Source organism: Streptomyces sp. NPDC088197 (assembly GCF_044741185.1).
In the GTDB taxonomy this organism is placed as follows: domain Bacteria; phylum Actinomycetota; class Actinomycetes; order Streptomycetales; family Streptomycetaceae; genus Actinacidiphila.
In genome coordinates, this window is record NZ_JBIUSD010000001.1 from 582,053 (window position 1) to 599,994 (window position 17,942).

General features: G+C 70.8%; 16 protein-coding genes. 7 read left to right on the forward strand and 9 right to left on the reverse strand.

Features of this window, described 5'->3' with window-relative positions:
- Positions 1-186 precede the first annotated feature (186 nt).
- The 7 genes from ACIOC1_RS02610 to trxA all read left to right on the forward strand — a co-directional run bounded on the left by ACIOC1_RS02610 (position 187) and on the right by trxA (position 10,849).
- Positions 187-2,544: a DUF6049 family protein gene (locus ACIOC1_RS02610; protein WP_401851323.1), complete on the forward strand. Its 2,358-nt coding sequence runs from the start codon at positions 187-189 to the stop codon at positions 2,542-2,544.
- Between the two features lie 26 nt (positions 2,545-2,570).
- On the forward strand, positions 2,571-5,150 hold the full coding sequence (murJ, locus tag ACIOC1_RS02615; protein ID WP_401851325.1) for a murein biosynthesis integral membrane protein MurJ: 2,580 nt from the start codon (positions 2,571-2,573) through the stop codon (positions 5,148-5,150).
- Between the two features lie 834 nt (positions 5,151-5,984).
- Positions 5,985-7,712 carry a protein kinase family protein gene (locus tag ACIOC1_RS02620; RefSeq protein ID WP_401852003.1) on the forward strand — a complete coding sequence of 576 codons (1,728 nt, stop codon included), beginning with the start codon at positions 5,985-5,987 and terminating at the stop codon, positions 7,710-7,712.
- A gap of 86 nt (positions 7,713-7,798) precedes the next feature.
- Positions 7,799-8,470 (forward strand): RNA polymerase sigma factor SigM, encoded by a 672-nt coding sequence (sigM, locus tag ACIOC1_RS02625; RefSeq protein ID WP_355336660.1) that lies wholly within the window; start codon positions 7,799-7,801, stop codon positions 8,468-8,470.
- Positions 8,467-9,345, forward strand: a complete 879-nt coding sequence (locus ACIOC1_RS02630; RefSeq protein ID WP_355336661.1) for a hypothetical protein — start codon at positions 8,467-8,469, stop codon at positions 9,343-9,345. The genes sigM and ACIOC1_RS02630 overlap by 4 nt, the downstream gene beginning before the upstream one ends.
- 135 nt (positions 9,346-9,480) lie before the next feature.
- On the forward strand, positions 9,481-10,464 hold the full coding sequence (gene trxB / locus ACIOC1_RS02635; RefSeq protein WP_401851329.1) for a thioredoxin-disulfide reductase: 984 nt from the start codon (positions 9,481-9,483) through the stop codon (positions 10,462-10,464).
- A 55-nt stretch (positions 10,465-10,519) separates the two neighbouring features.
- On the forward strand, positions 10,520-10,849 hold the full coding sequence (gene trxA, locus ACIOC1_RS02640) for a thioredoxin (protein ID WP_355336663.1): 330 nt from the start codon (positions 10,520-10,522) through the stop codon (positions 10,847-10,849).
- 150 nt (positions 10,850-10,999) lie between these two features.
- Here trxA and ACIOC1_RS02645 read toward each other — a convergent pair whose 3' ends face one another.
- The 9 genes from ACIOC1_RS02645 to rpmH all read right to left on the reverse strand — a co-directional run bounded on the left by ACIOC1_RS02645 (position 11,000) and on the right by rpmH (position 17,600).
- The gene (locus ACIOC1_RS02645; protein ID WP_355336664.1) at positions 11,000-11,617 is read right to left on the reverse strand and encodes a GNAT family N-acetyltransferase; all 618 of its coding nucleotides are present in this window, start codon (positions 11,615-11,617) and stop codon (positions 11,000-11,002) included.
- Between the two features lie 76 nt (positions 11,618-11,693).
- Positions 11,694-12,794, reverse strand: a complete 1,101-nt coding sequence (locus ACIOC1_RS02650; RefSeq protein WP_355336665.1) for a ParB/RepB/Spo0J family partition protein — start codon at positions 12,792-12,794, stop codon at positions 11,694-11,696.
- On the reverse strand, positions 12,791-13,915 hold the full coding sequence (locus ACIOC1_RS02655; protein WP_355336666.1) for a ParA family protein: 1,125 nt from the start codon (positions 13,913-13,915) through the stop codon (positions 12,791-12,793). Before ACIOC1_RS02655 ends, ACIOC1_RS02650 begins: the two co-directional genes overlap by 4 nt.
- A 276-nt stretch (positions 13,916-14,191) precedes the next feature.
- A complete protein-coding gene (gene rsmG / locus ACIOC1_RS02660) occupies positions 14,192-14,929 on the reverse strand; it encodes a 16S rRNA (guanine(527)-N(7))-methyltransferase RsmG (protein WP_355336667.1) in 738 nt (245 codons plus the stop codon).
- An 88-nt stretch (positions 14,930-15,017) separates the two neighbouring features.
- Entirely contained in the window at positions 15,018-15,536 is a 519-nt protein-coding gene (locus ACIOC1_RS02665) for a R3H domain-containing nucleic acid-binding protein (RefSeq protein ID WP_355336668.1), read from the reverse strand.
- Positions 15,537-15,549: 13 nt separating this feature from the next.
- Entirely contained in the window at positions 15,550-16,731 is a 1,182-nt protein-coding gene (yidC, locus tag ACIOC1_RS02670; RefSeq protein ID WP_355336772.1) for a membrane protein insertase YidC, read from the reverse strand.
- On the reverse strand, positions 16,731-17,048 hold the full coding sequence (yidD, locus tag ACIOC1_RS02675) for a membrane protein insertion efficiency factor YidD (protein WP_188282916.1): 318 nt from the start codon (positions 17,046-17,048) through the stop codon (positions 16,731-16,733). Before yidD ends, yidC begins: the two co-directional genes overlap by 1 nt.
- Positions 17,045-17,443 carry a ribonuclease P protein component gene (gene rnpA, locus ACIOC1_RS02680; protein WP_355336669.1) on the reverse strand — a complete coding sequence of 133 codons (399 nt, stop codon included), beginning with the start codon at positions 17,441-17,443 and terminating at the stop codon, positions 17,045-17,047. Before rnpA ends, yidD begins: the two co-directional genes overlap by 4 nt.
- Before the next feature lie 19 nt (positions 17,444-17,462).
- Positions 17,463-17,600 (reverse strand): 50S ribosomal protein L34, encoded by a 138-nt coding sequence (gene rpmH, locus ACIOC1_RS02685; RefSeq protein ID WP_003975051.1) that lies wholly within the window; start codon positions 17,598-17,600, stop codon positions 17,463-17,465.
- Between the last annotated feature and the right edge of the window lie 342 nt (positions 17,601-17,942).

The following is a 17,942-nucleotide window of genomic DNA, read 5'->3' on the forward strand; positions in this document are numbered from 1 at the left end:
CCCGGCGGGGCATCGGCCGGACCCCGGCCAGATCTCGACTGGGCCGCATCGGGCCTCTTCCCCGGACTCCGCAGCACTTTGGCACAGCGCCGATCGTTAACATGCCAGCACGCACATCAGATGGGCGCGGACCGACGACCACCGTCGCCCGCCCGTCGACATCCGACACGAGGGACGGGCGAACGCGTGGGCGAGGCGGCACAGGCACCCGGAAGACCCCCGTCGGCGCGCTCGCCGCGTCTGCTGCGGGCGGTCGCCCTGATCGCCGCGGGCACGCTGCTCACCGGGCTGCTCCAGGTCGTCCAGACGCTCCAGGCGCCGGGCGCGCAGGCCGCCGTCGGCAGCGGCTCGCGCACCGCCGCGGTGGCGCTGAACAAGGTCGACCCCCGCGTCCCCGCCAAGGACGGCTCCGTCACCGTGTCCGGCACGGTGACCAACAACGGCAAGACGACGATCACCGGCGCCCGGATGGGCGTCAGGGTCGCCCCGGACGGCCCCCTGACGTCCCTCAGCGCGATGAAGAGCGCCCAGGACCGTACCGGTTACACCAGCTACCTGGACGGCTCGGAGATCGACGGCCACACGGTCGACCTCCCGAAGATCCCGGCCGGGCAGAGCCAGCCCTTCTCCCTCAAGGTCCCGGTGAAGTCCCTGGGCTTCGACGCCTCGGGCGTCTACCAGCTCGGCGTGGCGCTGGACGGCGAGACGTCCGCGGAGCCCGGCGAGCACGTCCTGGGCATCAAGCGCACCTTCCTGCCCTGGTACGACACCAACACCACCACCGCGAAGGCCACGCAGATCACCTACCTGTGGCCGCTCACCGACCGGCCGCACGTGGCCGCCCGCGGCGACACCGACTCCCAGCAGAGCCCGATCTTCCTCGACGACGACCTCGCCAAGGAGCTGTCCCCCGGCGGGCGGCTCCAGGTGATGGTCGACCTGGCCAAGTCGCTGCCGGTGACCTGGATCATCGACCCCGACCTGCTCGCCTCGATCGACTTCATGACCAAGCCGTACCGGGTCGCCGGCCCCGGCGGCGACGTCACCCACACCACCGAGGGCACCGGCGGCGCGGTCGCCAAGGCGTGGCTGAACTCGCTCAAGAGCTCTGTCGCGGGCGACCAGGTGATCGCGCTGCCGTTCGCCGACACCGACCTGGCCTCCGTCGCGCACAACGGCCTGCGCGTGCCCGGCACCCTCAACCACCTCAAGACCGCGTCCGAACTGGGCGTGAGCACCCTCGACACCGTCCTCGGCGTCCAGGCCACCTCCGACGTAGCCTGGCCGGTGGACGGGGCCGTCGACCCCGCCATCGTCTCGGTGGCCCGTACCGGCGGCGCGAAGCGGATCGTGGCCCGCAGCGACAGCGTCGGCGAGAGCGATGCGCTCAGCTACACGCCCAACGCGGCCCGACCGATCGGCCACGGGGTGACCGCGGTGGTCGCCGACGCCTCGCTGTCCACCGCGTTCGCGGGCGACATGCTGCGCGCGGAGCCCGCCGATCTCGCCGTGCAGGACTTCGTCGCGCAGACCCTGATGATCACCATGCAGGCGCCGGAGAGGCAGCGCACCATCCTGGTCGCCCCGCAGCGCATGCCCACGGTCTCGCAGGCACAGGCGATGGCCGAGGCGATCGGCACGGTCGGCACGAGCCCGTGGGCCGCCACGGTCGGCTTCGACACCGCCGCCAAGGCCAAGGCCGACCCGGACGCGAACCGCAAGGTGCCGTCGGCGAAGAAGTACCCCAAGGCGCTGCGCGGGCACGAGCTGTCCGTGGGCGCCTTCCAGCAGCTCAGCGAGACGCAGACCCATCTCAACGACTTCGTCACCATCCTCACCCGCAAGGACAAGGTGACGGTGCCCTTCGGCAACTCGGTGCTGCGCGCCATGTCGGCCGGCTGGCGCGGCGACCCCGCCGACGCGACCGAGTTCCGCAGTTCGATCGGCGGCTACCTCCAGGACCTGATCAACGCGGTCCGCATCCTGCCCAAGACCACCCTCACCCTCTCCGGCCGCAGCGGGACCATTCCGGTGACGGTGAAGAACGAGCTGAACCAGCCGATCACCAACCTTGTGCTGCGTCTCACGTCGAACACCGACATCCGGCTGGAGATCAAGGACCCGCAGCAGCCGATCGCGATCGACGGCGGCCACACCCGTACCCTGAAGTTCCAGACGTCGGCGAGCGCGAACGGCAAGGTCAGGGTCACCGCGGCGCTCTTCACCGCGCAGGGCGTGCTCTACCGCAACAGCAACGCCGTCGAGTTCGACGTCAAGATCACCAAGGTCACCGATCTGGTGATGCTGATCATCGCCGCCGGTCTGCTCCTTCTGGTGCTCGCGGGCGTTCGCATCTACCGTCAGCGGAAGCGGCAGGCAGCCGCGGACAGCGGCGGAGACGGCGGGGACGGTGAGGACGGGGACAACGGCGGCGGGCAGGAGGACGGTGATCCGGGGCAGCCGGGTGACCCTGGCACTGACACCGAGGACACCGGTCGGGAAAGCGTTGAGCTGTCCCCGACGGGTGAGAAGGTGGAGGGATAGCCGGCGGACAATAAGGTGGGGCACTGATGAACGCGCCGTATGACGGTGATCGCGACTCTGCGGGCCAGATGCCTCCATCGCCCGAGCAGCGTCCCTCACCCCCTGACCCGTATCTGCAGAACACCTACGCCTACGACCCGTACCAGCAGCAGGACCCCACCGCGCAGGACCCGGTGGGCGAGGCGCTGTACGACCGCGCCGCGCACCCGCCGCCGCCGTACGGGCAGGAGTATCCGCAGCAGCAGCCTTCGGCGTACCCCCAGATGCCGTACGGCGACAACTCCGCGACCCAGTACGTCGGCGTGGACGACCTGGTCGGCGGGTCGCCCCAGGGGCAGCAGGGCGATCAGGGCCAGCAGGACCCGGGGTACGACGCGTTCGATCACCTCTTCCGCGACCAGCGCGGCGGCGGCGCGCCTCCGCAACAGCCACAGGCCCCGCAGGCACCCCAGGCCCAGCACCCCCAGCAGCAGGCCCCGCAGCCGCAGCAGGGGTACGCGCCGCCGCAGGACCCCAGGCAACAGCAGCAGCCGTACCAGCAGCCGGGTCCCGCCCCGTACCAGCAGCCGCAGCACCCCCAGCAGGGGTACGCGTACCCGCAGCAGCCGCCGCAGCAGGGCTACGGCTATCCGCCGCAGCACCAGCAGCAGCCGCCCGGCTACCCGGCGGCGTACGGGCAGGCGCCCGCGCCCGCGGACAACGCCGAGACGGGGTACGCCGAGCCCGCGTACGAGAATCCGGCGTACGGGCAGGCCGCCTACCAGGACCAGCGGTACGCCGACCCGCGGTACGGCTACGCGAATCTGCCGTACCCGAACCAGCAACAGCAGCCCGTGCAGTACGCGTACACGCCCTCGTACATCGGCGAGCCGGTGTCCGCGCTGGACGCCACCGGACAGATCCCGATCATCCCGGCCGCGCCGCCGATGGCCGCCAGGCCGCCGCGCGCGGCGGAGGCCACCTCCAACACGCGCGCGGGCAACATCCTCAAGTCCAGCGCGCTGATGGCCGCGGGCACCCTGGTGTCCCGCCTCACCGGCTTCGTCCGCACCCTGGTGATCGCCGCCGCGATCGGCGTGGCGACCCTCGGCGACTCGTACGCCGTCGCCAACACGCTGCCGACGATGATCTACATCCTCACCATCGGCGGCGGTCTGAACTCCGTCTTCGTCCCGCAGCTCGTCCGCGCGATGAAGGACGACGACGACGGCGGTACGGCGTACGCGAACCGGCTGCTGACGGTCGTGATGGTGGTGCTCGGCGGCATCGTGGCCGTCACCGTGATCGCGGCCCCGCTGCTGATCCGGCTGATGTCCGCGAAGATCGCCGACAACCCCGACACCTACGACATCGCCATCACCTTCGCCCGCTACTGCCTGCCGACCATCTTCTTCATGGGCGTGCACGTGGTGATGGGCCAGGTGCTCAACGCACGCGGCAAATTCGGCGCGATGATGTGGACGCCGGTCCTCAACAACATCGTGGTGATCTTCAGCTTCGGCATGTTCATCTGGGTGTACGGCGCCTACAGCACCACCCGGATGGACGCGACGACCATCACTCCCGAGGGCGCGCGGCTGCTCGGCATCGGCACGCTGCTCGGTCTGACCGTGCAGTCGCTGGCGATGCTGCCGTACCTGCGGGACGCGGGCTTCAAGTTCCGGCCGCGCTTCGACTGGCGCGGCCACGGCCTCGGCAAGGCCGCCAAGCTCGCCAAGTGGACGTTCTTCTTCGTGCTGGCGAACCAGGCGGGCCTGATCGTCGTCACCCAGCTCGCCACCTGGGCGGGCGCCAACGCCGACAAGAGCGGCAACCAGGGCACCGGCATCACGGCGTACAACAACGCGCTGCTGATCTGGCAGATGCCCCAGGCGATCATCACCGTCTCGGTGATGGCCGCGGTGCTGCCGCGGATCTCGCGGGCCGCGGCGGACAACGACGTCTCCGCGGTGCGCGACGACATCTCCTACGGTCTGCGCACCTCGGCGGTGGCCATCGTGCCCGCCGCCTTCGCCTTCCTGGCCCTGGGCGTCCCGATGTGCAGCCTGCTCTACGCGAGCACCGGCACCGGTTCCGCGCGCAACATCGGATTCATCCTGATGGCCTTCGGCGCCGGACTGATCCCCTTCTCCGTGCAGTACGTGATCCTCCGCGGGTTCTACGCCTTCGAGGACACGCGCACGCCCTTCTACAACACGGTCATCGTGGCCGCGGTCAACGCGGCGGCGGCGGCCATCTGCTTCGTGGTGCTGCCCGCCCGCTGGGCCGTGGTCGGCATGGCCGCCGCGTACGGCCTCGCGTACGCCGTGGGCGTCGGGGTGGCCGCCAAGCGGCTGCGCTCGCGGCTCGACGGCGACCTGGACGGCAAGCGGGTGGTACGCACCTACGCCCGTCTGACCGGCGCCTGCGTGCCCGCCGCGCTGATCGCGGGGCTGGCCGTCTACGCCGTGCTCGGGGCGCTGGGCAGCGGCGCCGTGGGCTCGCTCGCCGCACTCGTGGTGGGCGGCGGCCTGCTGCTCGGAATCTTCCTCTTCGCGGCCAAGCGGATGAGGATCGAGGAGATGACCGCCATGATCGGCATGGTGCGAGGACGGCTCGGGCGCTGAACGAACCCGTCGCGAAGCGGCGGGCAACCATCACGGTTCGCTGTGTGTCGTGCATAGAGCCGGACTGTGGGCACAATTGTCATCGGCTCGATGTGGGATCGCGCAATGGATGGGGAGGCAGGAACGACGGTGGCGGATCGGAGCACGGCCGCCGTCGGAGTGGCCAATGAGGGTGGCGAGCCCCCGCTCGCCGCCCAGCAGGACGGCGCCACATCCGACGGGACGACGACGGACGACCAGACCAGCAGCAGCGCCGACTCCGGCACACGATCCCAGGACGGGTCGGACGGCACGCAGACCACCGCCGAAACCTCGATGTCGGCCGCGGTCGACGGCGACAGCGCGACCAGCGAGACCGTGGTGGTCGACACCGCGGTGGCCGCGACCGCCGAACTGACCGCGCCCGTGCCCGTGACGGCCCCCGCGTCCTCGCCCACGGCGACGACGAAACTGACGACCGCCGTGCTGCCCGCGGTGCCCCCGTCACCGGAGGAGACCCCCACCGCCGCCCGAGCCTCCACCACGACCTCCCCCGCGCCCTCGGGCGCGTCCTCCGCCACCGCCGCCGCACCGACCGCGGCCAAGCCCGCGACGGCGTCGGCGACGACGGCCAAGGCCCCGGCCAAGAGGGCCGCCAAGCAGACCGTCAAGGACGGCCGGAGCCCCAAGGCGTCCGCTTCGACGAACGGCGCCAAGGCGGCCTCCGCGACCGCGCCCGTCGGGACGGGCACTCCCGCCAAGGGCACCCCGGCGAAGGGGACACCGGCCAAGGGCACCCCGGCGAAGGGCACCCCGGCCAAGGGGACGCCCGCCAAGGGCACGCCGGTCGCCTCTGTGAAGGCCCCGTCCGCACCGGCCCCCGCGCCCTCGACGTCCGGCTCCGGGGGCACCGCCACGCTCGCCCCCGACGAGAAGACCGGGGACGGGGACCGCCCGGCGACCGAGGCCGCCCCAGGAAGCCCCACAGCCGCCTCCACAGCGCCCGCCGACGGCCGGCGGCCCGCCGGCCCCGCCAAGGGCGGCGGCAGCGCCACCACGGCGCCCAGGCCCGTCCGCAGCGCGCAGCCCGAGCTGCACAGCGGTCACAAGCTCGCCCGGCGCTACCAGCTCGCCGAGTGCGTGACCCGGATCGACGGCTTCAGCAGTTGGCGCGCGGTCGACGAGAAGCTGCGCAGGGCGGTCGGCATCCACATCCTGCCCGCCGACCACCGGCGGGCCCGCCAGGTGCTGGCCGCCGCCCGGTCGGCCGCGCTCCTCGGCGACCCGCGCTTCGTCCAGGTCCTCGACGCCGTCGAGGAGAACGACCTGGTGTACGTCATCCACGAGTGGCTGCCCGACGCCTCCTCGCTGGCCGACCTGCTCGCCGCGGGCGCGATGGAGCCGCACGAGGCGTACCAGATGGTCAGCCAGGTCTCCCAGGGCATGGCCGCCGCCCACCGCGAGGGCCTGGCGCACCTGCGTCTCGACCCCGGCGCCGTGCTGCGTACGGTCTCCGGGCAGTACCGCATCCGCGGCCTCGCGGTCGCCGCCGCACTGCGCGGGCTCAACTCCGAGCGTCCGCAGCGGCAGGACACCGAGGCGATCGGCGCGCTGCTCTACGCCTCGCTCACACAGCGCTGGCCGTATGAGGAGGACGCGCACGGTCTGGCGGGGCTGCCCAAGGGCGTCGGCCTGGTCGCACCCGACCAGGTCCGCGCGGGCGTCCACCGCGGGCTGTCCGAGCTGGCCATGCGCGCGCTCGTCAACGACGGCGCGACCGCCTCCCGGCAGGACCCGCCCTGCACCACTCCCGAGGAGCTGGCCAAGGCCGTCGCGGGCATCCCGCGCATCCGGCCGCCGGAGCAGGCACCGCCGGTCTACCCGGTCGCCGCCTTCCGCCAGCCGCCCGCGCCACCGGGTACGCCGCAGCCGCCCGCGGTCGCGGCCCCCGCTCCGCCGCCCGCTCTGCCCGGCCGTACCGGCCGGGCACTGAAATGGGCGGTCTCGGCGCTGGTGATCGTGGCGATCGGCCTGGGGAGCTGGCAGCTCGCGGACACCCTCAAGTCGCGTGAGGACCGGCCGACCAGTCACCCGACGACCGGCCAGAAGGCGAGCCAGGACCCGACGCGCAAGGCCCCGGTCCCGATCAAGATCGCCGGGCTGAAGGACTTCGACCCGCTCGGCGACGGCAGCGAGAATCCGAAGGATCTCCCCAAGGCGTTCGACGGCGACCCCTCCACGTACTGGGAGACGAACTACTACCTGGGTGCCGATCTGGGCAATCTCAAGCCGGGTGTGGGCGTCATCGTCGACCTGGGCAGCGCCAAGCACGTGAGCACGGTGAAGGTCGACTTCGTGGGCGACGTCACCGCGCAGCTCCTGGCCGCGCCCAAGGGCACCTCCGCGATGCCGACCACCTTCGACGCCTTCACCAAGGTGGCCCAGGGCTCGGGCAGTTCGGTGACGTTCAAGCCGAGCGCCGATCTCACCTCGCGCTACGTGCTGGTGTGGATGACGCGTCTGGCGCCTGCCGAGACCGGTCACTTCCGTGGCAGGATCTCCGAGATCAGCGTGACGGGCTGATCCCGGAGACGGGCTGACCCCGCGGCGACGGCCGCGGGGACACCCACGGCGAGACCCACAGGGGCAGGGGACGGGGGAGAACGGCCTTGGAGGCAAACCCGCTCGGCGATGTCGCCGACGCCGATCTCCTGGCCCGTCATGTCGCGGGCGATCCCGACACCTTCGGCGAGCTGGTGCGCCGCCACCGGGACCGGCTGTGGGCGGTGGCCCTGCGCACCCTGGGGGACCGCGAGGAAGCCGCTGACGCCGTCCAGGACGCGCTGGTGTCCGCCTTCCGGGCCGCCCATACCTTCCGCGGCCAGTCGGCCGTCACCACCTGGCTGCACCGCATCACGGTCAACGCCTGCCTCGACCGGGCCCGTAAGGCCGCCTCCCGCAGGACGGCCCCGGTGGCCGACGAGGAGAACTTCGAGGCGTTGCTCGAACCCCACGAGTCGGCCGAGGTCCCGGCCGAGCGCGGGGAACTCCACCGCGAGCTGATAGCCGCCCTCACCACGCTGCCGCCCGACCAGCGCGCCGCACTGGTCCTGGTCGACATGCAGGGCTACTCGGTCGCCGAAGCCGCCGCGGTGCTCGATGTGCCCACCGGTACGGTCAAGAGCCGGTGCGCCAGAGGCCGGGCGAAACTGCTTCCCCTCGTCACCCATCTGCGCGCGCAGGGCGTGGATAGCGCCGATCGCGGCGGGGGAAGGAACCGGGCGGAGGGGACATCCGTCCCAGAGACGGGACCGGAACAGGGCGGAGGTGAACAGCGGTGACATCCACAGCGGACCACGACGCGCATCCCGAGGTCGCCGAGATCTCCGACCTGGCCGAGGGGCTGCTCCGCCCCGAGCGCGCCACGGAGGTCACCGAGCACATCGCGGGCTGTTCGCTGTGCGCCGACGTCCGGGACTCCCTGGAGGAGATCAGGGGACTGCTCGGCACCCTGCCGGGACCGCAGCGGATGCCCGCCGACATCGCCGGACGGATCGACGCGGCGCTCGCCGCCGAAGCGCTCCTCGACGCCACCACGCCCGATGTTCCACGTGGAACATCGCGGCCGTCACCGAAACCGACACCGACACCGACACATGTTCCACGTGGAACATCGACCGGTCCCGACGGACATGCCTCCGGGTCCGCCGGTCCCGGCCGCACCGGTCGGCGGTGGCGGCGCGGACTGCTCGTCGCCGCCTCCGCCGTGGTCGTCGTCGGCCTGGGCGTCACGATCTATCACGTCGGCGACGACACCACCTCGCAGAGCGACGCGACCGCCAGCAGCAAGAAGGCGGACACCGCCGCCGACCCGATCGCGGTCCAGGTGCGGGAGCTGCTCGATGAGGCGGCGCCGAACCACGCGGCCGGGGAGTCCGACTCCCCGATGCTCAGCGGTCCCGGCGTCAGCAGCGAGGGAGCCACCATGAGCCCGGACAAGGCGGTGCCCACCGTCCCCCCGTGTGTGCTCAAGGCCACCCAGCGCACCGGCCCGGCGCTGGCCGCCGAGCGCGAGTCCTTCCACGGGACGGACTCCTACCTTGTGGTGCTGCCGCACCCGAGTGACGCCTCGGCGGTCGACGCGTTCGTGGTCAGCGCCGCCTGTACGGCGACCAGTCCCGGCGCGGTTCTCTTCCGGAGCACCTACCCGCGCTGAGCCGTTCGTCCGGGGGGCGTGGCGTACGGCGTGCGCCGCGCCGTCCGGGGAATGCTGGACCCGTAGGATCCGTTAGGCAGGACGAGAGTCCAGCCAGGGCCCCCGCAGTTGTCCGCAGAGACGAGGAAGACACCCGTGAGCGACGTCCGTAACGTGATCATCATCGGCTCGGGGCCCGCGGGGTACACCGCGGCGCTCTACACGGCGCGCGCATCCCTCAACCCGCTGGTCTTCGAGGGGTCGGTCACCGCCGGCGGCGCGTTGATGAACACCACCGAGGTGGAGAACTTCCCCGGCTTCCGCGACGGCATCGTGGGCCCGGACCTCATGGACAACATGCGCGCCCAGGCCGAGCGCTTCGGCGCCGAGCTGGTCCCGGACGACGTGGTCGCGGTCGACCTCGGCGGCGACATCAAGACCGTCACGGACTCGGCGGGCACCGTCCACCGCGCCAAGACCGTCATCGCCACCACCGGCTCGCAGCACCGGAAGCTGAACCTCCCCAACGAGGACCAGCTCTCCGGCCGCGGCGTCTCCTGGTGTGCCACCTGTGACGGCTTCTTCTTCCGCGAGCAGGACATCGCCGTGATCGGCGGCGGCGACACCGCGATGGAGGAGGCGACCTTCCTCTCCCGCTTCGCCAAGTCCGTGAAGATCGTGCACCGCCGGGACAGCCTGCGGGCGTCCAAGGCGATGCAGGACCGTGCCTTCGCCGACCCGAAGATCTCCTTCGTGTGGGACAGCGAGGTCGCCGAGATCCACGGCGACGGCAAGCTCTCCGGTCTGACCCTGCGCAACACGAAGACCGGCGAGACCTCGGAGCTGCCCGTCACCGGGCTGTTCATCGCGATCGGCCACGACCCGCGCAGCGAGCTGTTCAAGGGCGTCCTCGACGTCGACGGCGAGGGCTACCTCACCGTCCAGGCGCCGAGCACCCGGACCAACGTCCCCGGTGTCTTCGCCGCGGGAGACGTCGTGGACCACACCTACCGTCAGGCGATCACCGCGGCTGGCACCGGCTGTTCCGCCGCGCTGGACGCCGAGCGCTACCTGGCCGCCCTCGCCGACGCCGAGAAGGCCGAGACGGCCGACGCGTCGGCCGACAAGGCCGCCGTCTGACCCGCTTCCATCCCTCACCCCCGACACGCACACATCACGACCTGAGGAGACCGCCGTGGCCGGCAACACCAAGCACGTGACCGACGAGACGTTCGCCGAGGAGGTGCTCGCCAGCGACAAGCCCGTGCTGGTGGACTTCTGGGCGGAGTGGTGCGGCCCGTGCCGCCAGATCGCCCCCTCGCTGGAGGCCATCGCGGAGGAGCACGCGGAGAACATCACCATCGTCAAGCTGAACATCGACGAGAACCCGGTCACCGCGGCGAAGTACGGCGTGATGTCCATCCCGACGCTCAACGTCTACAAGGGCGGCGAGGTCGTGAAGACCATCGTCGGCGCCAAGCCGAAGGCCGCCATCGTGCGCGACCTGTCCGACTTCATCGGCTGACGCTCACCGGCTGACGCTTTCACCGGCGGACGTCTTCACCGGCGGACGCTGTTCCACGTGGAACACGAGAGGGCCGACCCCCGATCCGGGGTCGGCCCTCTCGCATGTCCGGTCCGGGTGCCCGGCGCGGCCGTGAGGAGTGACAGCGGCTCACAGGGGCCGGAGGGCAGGCTCCTTCTGGACGGCGCCCAGGAGGCGGTCGATGGCCATCTCGACGTCCTCCTTCCAGGAGATCGTGGAACGCAGCTCCAGCCGCAGCCGGGGATAGCGCGGGTGGGGGCGGACCGTCTTGAAGCCGACCGCGAGCAGATGGTCCGCGGGCAGGACGCACGAGGGGGCGGTCCACTTCGCGTCGCCGAACGCCTCGATCGCCTTGAAGCCCCGCCGGATGACGTCCTTGGCGACGGTCTGCACCAGAACCCGGCCGAGGCCCTGCCCCTGGAAGCCGGGCAGGATGCGCGCGGTCATGAGCTGGACGGCGTCCGCCGACACCGGGCTGGTCGGGAAGGCCAGGGAGCGCGGCACATACGCGGCGGGCGCGTAGAGCACGAAGCCCGCGGGCACCTCGTCGACGTAGACGACCCGTCCGCAGGAACCCCACTCCAGCAGAACGGCGGAGATCCACGCCTCCTTCTCCAGCTCGGGCTTGCCCGCCTGGACGGCCGCTTCGCCGCTGACCGGGTCCAGTTCCCAGAAGACGCAACTGCGGCAGGGCTTGGGGAGGTCCGGGAGATTGTCGAGTGTCAGTGGTGCCAGCCGACGTCCCATGTGGCCTGAACCCCATCTCTGCCGTGAACCGAACTGCCCACGTACACCCCGGCGCGAACGCCGGGGTGCGCCCGCGTCACTCGCCGTCTTCGTCCTCGGTTTCCTCTTCGAGCCGGTTCTCCAGCACATTGCCCTCGCCCGGGGCCATCGCCCCGAGGATGCGCTCCAGATCCTCTATCGACGCGAATTCCACGACGATCTTTCCGCGCTTCTGCCCCAGGTCGACCTTCACCCGGGTGTCGAAGCGGTCGGAGAGCCGGGAGGCGAGGTGGGTGAGCGCCGGGGAGACCCGACGCCCGGCCCGGGGCGCCGCACTCTTCCTGGTGGGCTTCGGGTCGCTGTTCATCAGCGTCACGATCTCTTCGATCGCGCGCACCGACAGCCCTTCGGCGACGATCCGGTGGGCCAGCTTGTCCTGCTCCTCGGGGTCGTCCAGCGAGAGCAGCGCCCGCGCATGGCCGAAGGAGATCACCCCGGCCGCGACCCGGCGCTGCACCGGGGCGGACAGCTTCAGCAGCCGGAGCGTGTTGGAGACCTGCGAGCGGGAGCGCCCGATCCGGTCCGCCAACTGCTCGTGGGTGCAGGAGAAGTCGCGGAGCAACTGGTCGTACGCCGCCGCCTCCTCCAGGGGGTTGAGCTGGGCCCGGTGCAGGTTCTCCAGGAGGGCGTCCAGGAGGAGCTTCTCGTCGTCGGTCGCCCGGACGATCGCCGGAATCCGCTCCAGGCCGGCCTCGCGGCACGCCCGCCAGCGGCGCTCGCCCATGATCAGCTCGAAGCGGTCCTTGCCGATCTCACGCACGACGACCGGCTGGAGCAGACCGACCTCCTTGATGGAGGTGATCAGTTCGTTGAGGGCGTCCTCGTCGAAGACCTCACGCGGCTGGCGCGGGTTCGGCGTGATGAAGTCCAGGTCCAGCTCCGCGAAGTAGGCACCCGGTACGGGGTTCTTCGCGTCGGAGAGGTCCGGCTCTGTTTCACGTGAAACAGGGATGTCCACCACGGGCGGCGGCGCGGCCTCGGGGACTCTGCGGTCCACCAGTCCGGCCACCTTGGCCGCGGCGACGCCGCGTTCCTGCGTCAGTACCGGTGCGGCGCCCTGGGCGCCGCCCGTCGACTGCGGCGCGGCCGGGATCAGCGCGCCGAGACCACGGCCGAGCCCTCTGCGTCGATCACTCACTGGATCCCCTCCGACATGCTGTGCGGGTTCTGCTCATCGTGCTGGGTGTAGTCACCCTGCGGGTCGTACTCGACGGCGACGGACGCCTCGACTCCGCGCAGGGCCATCTCCCGGGCGGCTTCCAGATACGACAGCGCGCCGCTGGAGCCCGGGTCATAGGTCAGTACGGTCTGCCCGTAGCTGGGCGCCTCGGAGATCCGGACGGACCGCGGGATGCTGGTCCGCAGCACCTCCTTGCCGAAGTGCGTGCGCACCTCCTCCGCGACCTGGGAGGCGAGGCGGGTCCGTCCGTCGTACATGGTCAGCAGGATCGTCGACACATGCAGCTTCGGGTTGAGGTGCGCGCGGACCAGTTCCACGTTCTTCAGGAGCTGGCCCAGCCCTTCCAGCGCGTAGTACTCGCACTGGATCGGGATGACGACCTCGGCCCCGGCCACCAACGCGTTGACGGTCAGCAGGCCGAGCGAGGGCGGGCAGTCGATCAGGACGTAGTCCAGCGGCTGCTCATACGCCTCGATCGCCCGCTGGAGCCGGCTCTCGCGGGCGACCAGGGAGACCAGTTCGATCTCGGCGCCCGCCAGGTCGATGGTGGCGGGCGCGCAGAACAGGCCCTCCACATCGGGGACCGGCATCACGACGTCGGACAGGGGCTTGCTCTCCACCAGGACGTCGTAGATCGAGGGGACCTCGGCGTGGTGGTCGATGCCCAGCGCCGTGGAGGCGTTGCCCTGCGGGTCCAGGTCGACCACGAGCACCCGGGCGCCGTGCAGCGCCAGGGACGCCGCCAGATTCACCGTGGTCGTGGTCTTGCCGACCCCGCCCTTCTGATTGGCGACCACCATCACGCGGGTCTGGGCCGGCCGGGGAAGTCCTTCCCCGGCGCGTCCCAGTGCCTCGACGGCCAACTGCGCGGCGCGGCCGATCGGGGTGTCATCCATGGGAGGCAATGTTTCACGTGAAACACCGTCTCCGAACCCCGGGGGCACGGCAATCGGGCCCCCGGCAAACTCTGCTGTGCGGGGACCGGGGACCGGATCGGCCATCGGTCCCGCGATGTTGGCGTCGGACCGCAAGGACTCACACTCCTCGACTTCAGGCTCGCTATGAGAAGAGCCTGCCATGCCGGAGGGGTGATGAACCAGCGAGACTTGGCTGCCTGTGGATGAAGCCGTAGATCTATCCACCGACTGGGGCGTCTTGGAGGGCTTGTTGGCGTGTGCCTCGGCCGCGGCTCGGCCGCGGCTGAGGACTCCTGGTAGCAGCGAGCGACGTTTCACGTGGAACACGATGCACAGCGCCGGACCGCTAACTCCGCAGACACTCCGGGTTATGTCTGTTTGGCCGTTTGTATGGCGTAGAGGGAGGGTTCGGCGCGGGACCGTTCGAGGAACGGCGGTTCAGCGGCGACGGCGGGGAGCTCCGCCCCGCGGGTTACGGCTCGCGCGCGCGGCCTTCGCCCGCCGGGTCGCGGCGCGTACCCCGCCGGGGCTCTCGCCGACCAGGACGCGTACGACGGTGGAGAGCGGGTCCACGATGCCCTCGCCGACCTGGACCACGGAGGTGTCGACCGCGCCCAGCCGGTCGAGCGCGGCCCTGGCCGCCTTCAGCTCGTCCAGCGCGGTGTCGCCCTTGAGGACCGCCATCTCACCGTGCGGGCGCAGCAGCGGCAGGCCCCAGCCCGCGAGCCGTTCCAGCGGCGCCACGGCGCGCGCGGTCACCACGTCCACCGGGGGCAGCTTGCCCATCATCTCCTCGGCCCGGCCACGCACCACGGTGACATTGCTCAGCCCCAGCACCTTGACGACCTCTTCGAGGAAGGTGGTCCTGCGCAGCAGCGGCTCCAGCAGCGTGATCCGCAGATCGGGCCGGGTCAGCGCCAGCGGGATACCCGGCAGGCCGGCGCCCGAGCCGACGTCGCACACGGACACGTCCTCGTCGATGACCTCGGAGAGCACCGCGCAGTTCAGCAGGTGCCGCTCCCACAGGCGGGGCACCTCGCGCGGGCCGATCAGGCCGCGGCGCACCCCGGCGTCCGCGAGCAGCTCGGCATAGCGCAGGGCGTCGGCGAACCGGTCACCGAAGACCGTCCTGGCCTGCTCGGGCGGCGCGGGAAGCTCCGCTGCTGCCTCCGTCACGGGGGCTGTCCTTTCCTAGGTCACTCACAAGGTTCGGCCCCGCCTGCGAACAGACGGGGCCGACAGAGCAGTACCACACAGCGTCCGGTCAGACCGGGAGTACGACCACCCGGCGCTGGGGCTCCTCGCCCTCGGACTCGCTGCGCAGGCCCGCGGCGGCCACGGCGTCGTGCACGACCTTGCGCTCGAACGGCGTCATCGGGTCCAGCTTCACCGGCTCACCGCTGGCCTTGGCCTCCGCCGCCGCCTTCGCACCGAGCTGCGCCAGCTCGGCCCGCTTGCGCGCCCGGAACCCGGCGATGTCCAGCATCAGCCTGCTGCGCTCACCGGTCTCCCGGTGCACCGCGAGCCGGGTCAGCTCCTGGAGGGCTTCCAGCACCTCGCCGTCCCGGCCGACCAGCTTGTTCAGATCACGGGTGCCGGTGTCACCGATGATCGACACCGACGCGCGCTCGCCCTCGACATCCATGTCGATGTCACCGTCGAGGTCCGCGATGTCCAGCAGACCTTCCAGGTAGTCGGCGGCGATATCACCCTCCTGCTCCAGCCGGTTCAGGGTCGCGGCCGAGCCGTTGTCGGGTGCGGTGGTGGTGTTGACGTCGCTCACGCCTGGGCTCCTCTTACTTCTTCTTCGACAGGTTGGTCGGCTTGGACTTGCCACCGGACTGCTTGCCGGGCGAACCGCCCTGCTTGCCCGGAGCGCCGCCCTGCTTCGTACCGCCGCCTGTCCTGCCTGTGCCTGCCGAGCCGCCGCTCGCCTTCGGGGCACCGGCCTTGGGAGCGCCCGCCCGCGGGGCTCCACCGCCCGCCCTGGGAGCGCCGCCGCCACCGGTGCCGCCCGCCGCGCCGCCGCCGGCGCCCGTGCCCGTGGGGGTCGTCTGGCGCTTGGACTTCGGCTGCCGCTTGGGCTGGGTGCGGTTGGCGCGCGCGACCTCCACGGCCTCCTTGGCGGCCACTTCCTCCGGGGGCTCGACGAGCTTGCCCTTGGCGCGCAGCCGCTCCTGGCGCTGCTGGAACGCGAGGCTGCCGGGGGTGGGGTTACGCCGGATCACGAACATCTGCTGGCCCATGGTCCACACGTTGGTGGTCAGCCAGTAGACGAGGACACCGACGGGGAAGTTGATACCCATGACGGCGAAGATGACCGGGAAGACGTACATCAGCATCTTCTGCTGCTGCATGAACGGGGTCTTCACCGTCATGTCGACGTTCTTCGTCATGAGCTGGCGCTGCGTGTAGAACTGCGACGCCGACATCATGAGGATCATGATCACCGTGACGATGCGCACATTGGTCTGCGTGGCGCCCAGCGACTCGACCTTGGCCGCGCTGTCCAGGAACTTCGCCGCCAGCGGGGCACCGAAGATGTGCGCGTTCTTGGCGCTGTCGACCAGGTTGGCGTGGATCACGCCGACCTCGTGGCCCTTCGCGATGTTGCTCAGCACGTGGTACAGCGCGAAGAAGAACGGGGACTGCGCCAGGATCGGCAGGCACGAGGAGAGCGGGTTGGTGCCCGTCTCCTTGTACAGCTTCATCATCTCTTCGGACTGGCGCTGCTTGTCGTTCTTGTAGCGCTCCTGGATCGCCTTCATCTTGGGCTGGAGCGCCTGCATGTTCCGGGTCGACTTGATCTGCTTGACGAACAGCGGGATCAGGCAGATCCGGATCAGGACCACCAGCGAGACGATGGACAGACCCCACGCCCAGCCGCTGTCCTTGTCGAAGATCAGGCTGTAGAACGAGTGGAACTGGACGATGATCCACGAGACAGCGTCGTAGAGGGGGTTCAGAATCCCCACGATCAGGCTCCTTGGGCGTGAGAGGGTCCGGTGGGCTCGGGCGTGACGGGCCCGTCGGAGCCGCCCCGCAGTGCGCGGCGCAGCCGATCGTGCCATGGCGGCCGCTTGCGCGGCGGGACATGGTCCACGCCGCCCGGCGACCAGGGATTGCAGCGCAGGATGCGCCACGCGGTCAGGGCGGTGCCCTTGATCGCGCCGTGCCGGTCGATGGCCGTGAACCCGTAGTGGGAGCACGAGGGGTAGTACCGGCAGACCGGGCCGAGCAGCGGACTGATCGTCCACTGGTACAGCTTGATCAGTGCCAGCAGCGGGTACTTCATCGAGACACCCTCCCCTCGGCTTCGCCTCGGGTGTCGCGACCCAGCAGCCGCTTGAGGGCGGCGTCCAGGTCGTGGGCCAGCTCCGCATGGTCAGCGCCACCGGCTCCGGGTAGCGCTCGTACGACTACCAGGCTACCGGGGGGCAGCTGCGACAGGCGTTCGCGGACCAGATGACGCAGTCGGCGCTTGACCAGATTGCGCTGCACCGAGCCACCCACCGCCTTGCTCACGACGAAACCCGCACGCACCGGGGGAGTGCTCCCCCCCGGCACATGCGGGTCCGTGATGTCGCTGCGCAGATGGACCACCAGCAGCGGTCGACCCGCTCGGCGTCCTCGGCGAACCGCTTCTCCGAAGTCCTGGCGCCGCCTCAGCCGATTCTCGGTGGGCAGCACGGCATGAGACCTGTGACGATCAGGCGGACAGTCGGGCGCGGCCCTTGCTGCGGCGGGTCGCGAGAATCGCGCGGCCGGCGCGGGTGCGCATACGCAGACGGAAGCCGTGGGTCTTCGCACGACGGCGGTTGTTCGGCTGGAAGGTGCGCTTGCTCACTCGGGGGCTCCAGGGAAAATCGTGTCCGGCGGGGCGTCGCCTGGCTGTCACCGTGCGCCCACGAAGAATCTCGCGGAACAGATCAGGTGCACCGCTTGACGATCATCCGGGGACTTCCGGAAGACCCTCGCCCATCGGTAGGCAGGCGGCAGCAGCCATCGACAACTCGACCTCGATACGGTACGCGCGGCTAGGCCATCCGGTCAAACCCGGCGGTCGCGGGCCCGGCATTTGTACACACCCTGTGGACAACGACTTGAACCGCGCCTACCCCCTGACTACCGTGGCTGAACTCCCAACTCTTCCCGCCTGTCTTCAGGACCACACTTTCGCGGGAGTTGC

Coding starts and splice junctions, on each gene's coding strand:
- ACIOC1_RS02645 (WP_355336664.1), bottom strand. CDS start 11,617: ATGGGACGTCGGCTGGCACCACTGACACTCGACAATCTCCCGGACCTC.
- yidD (WP_188282916.1), bottom strand. CDS start 17,048: ATGAAGTACCCGCTGCTGGCACTGATCAAGCTGTACCAGTGGACGATC.
- murJ (WP_401851325.1), top strand. CDS start 2,571: ATGAACGCGCCGTATGACGGTGATCGCGACTCTGCGGGCCAGATGCCT.
- ACIOC1_RS02655 (WP_355336666.1), bottom strand. CDS start 13,915: ATGGCAGGCTCTTCTCATAGCGAGCCTGAAGTCGAGGAGTGTGAGTCC.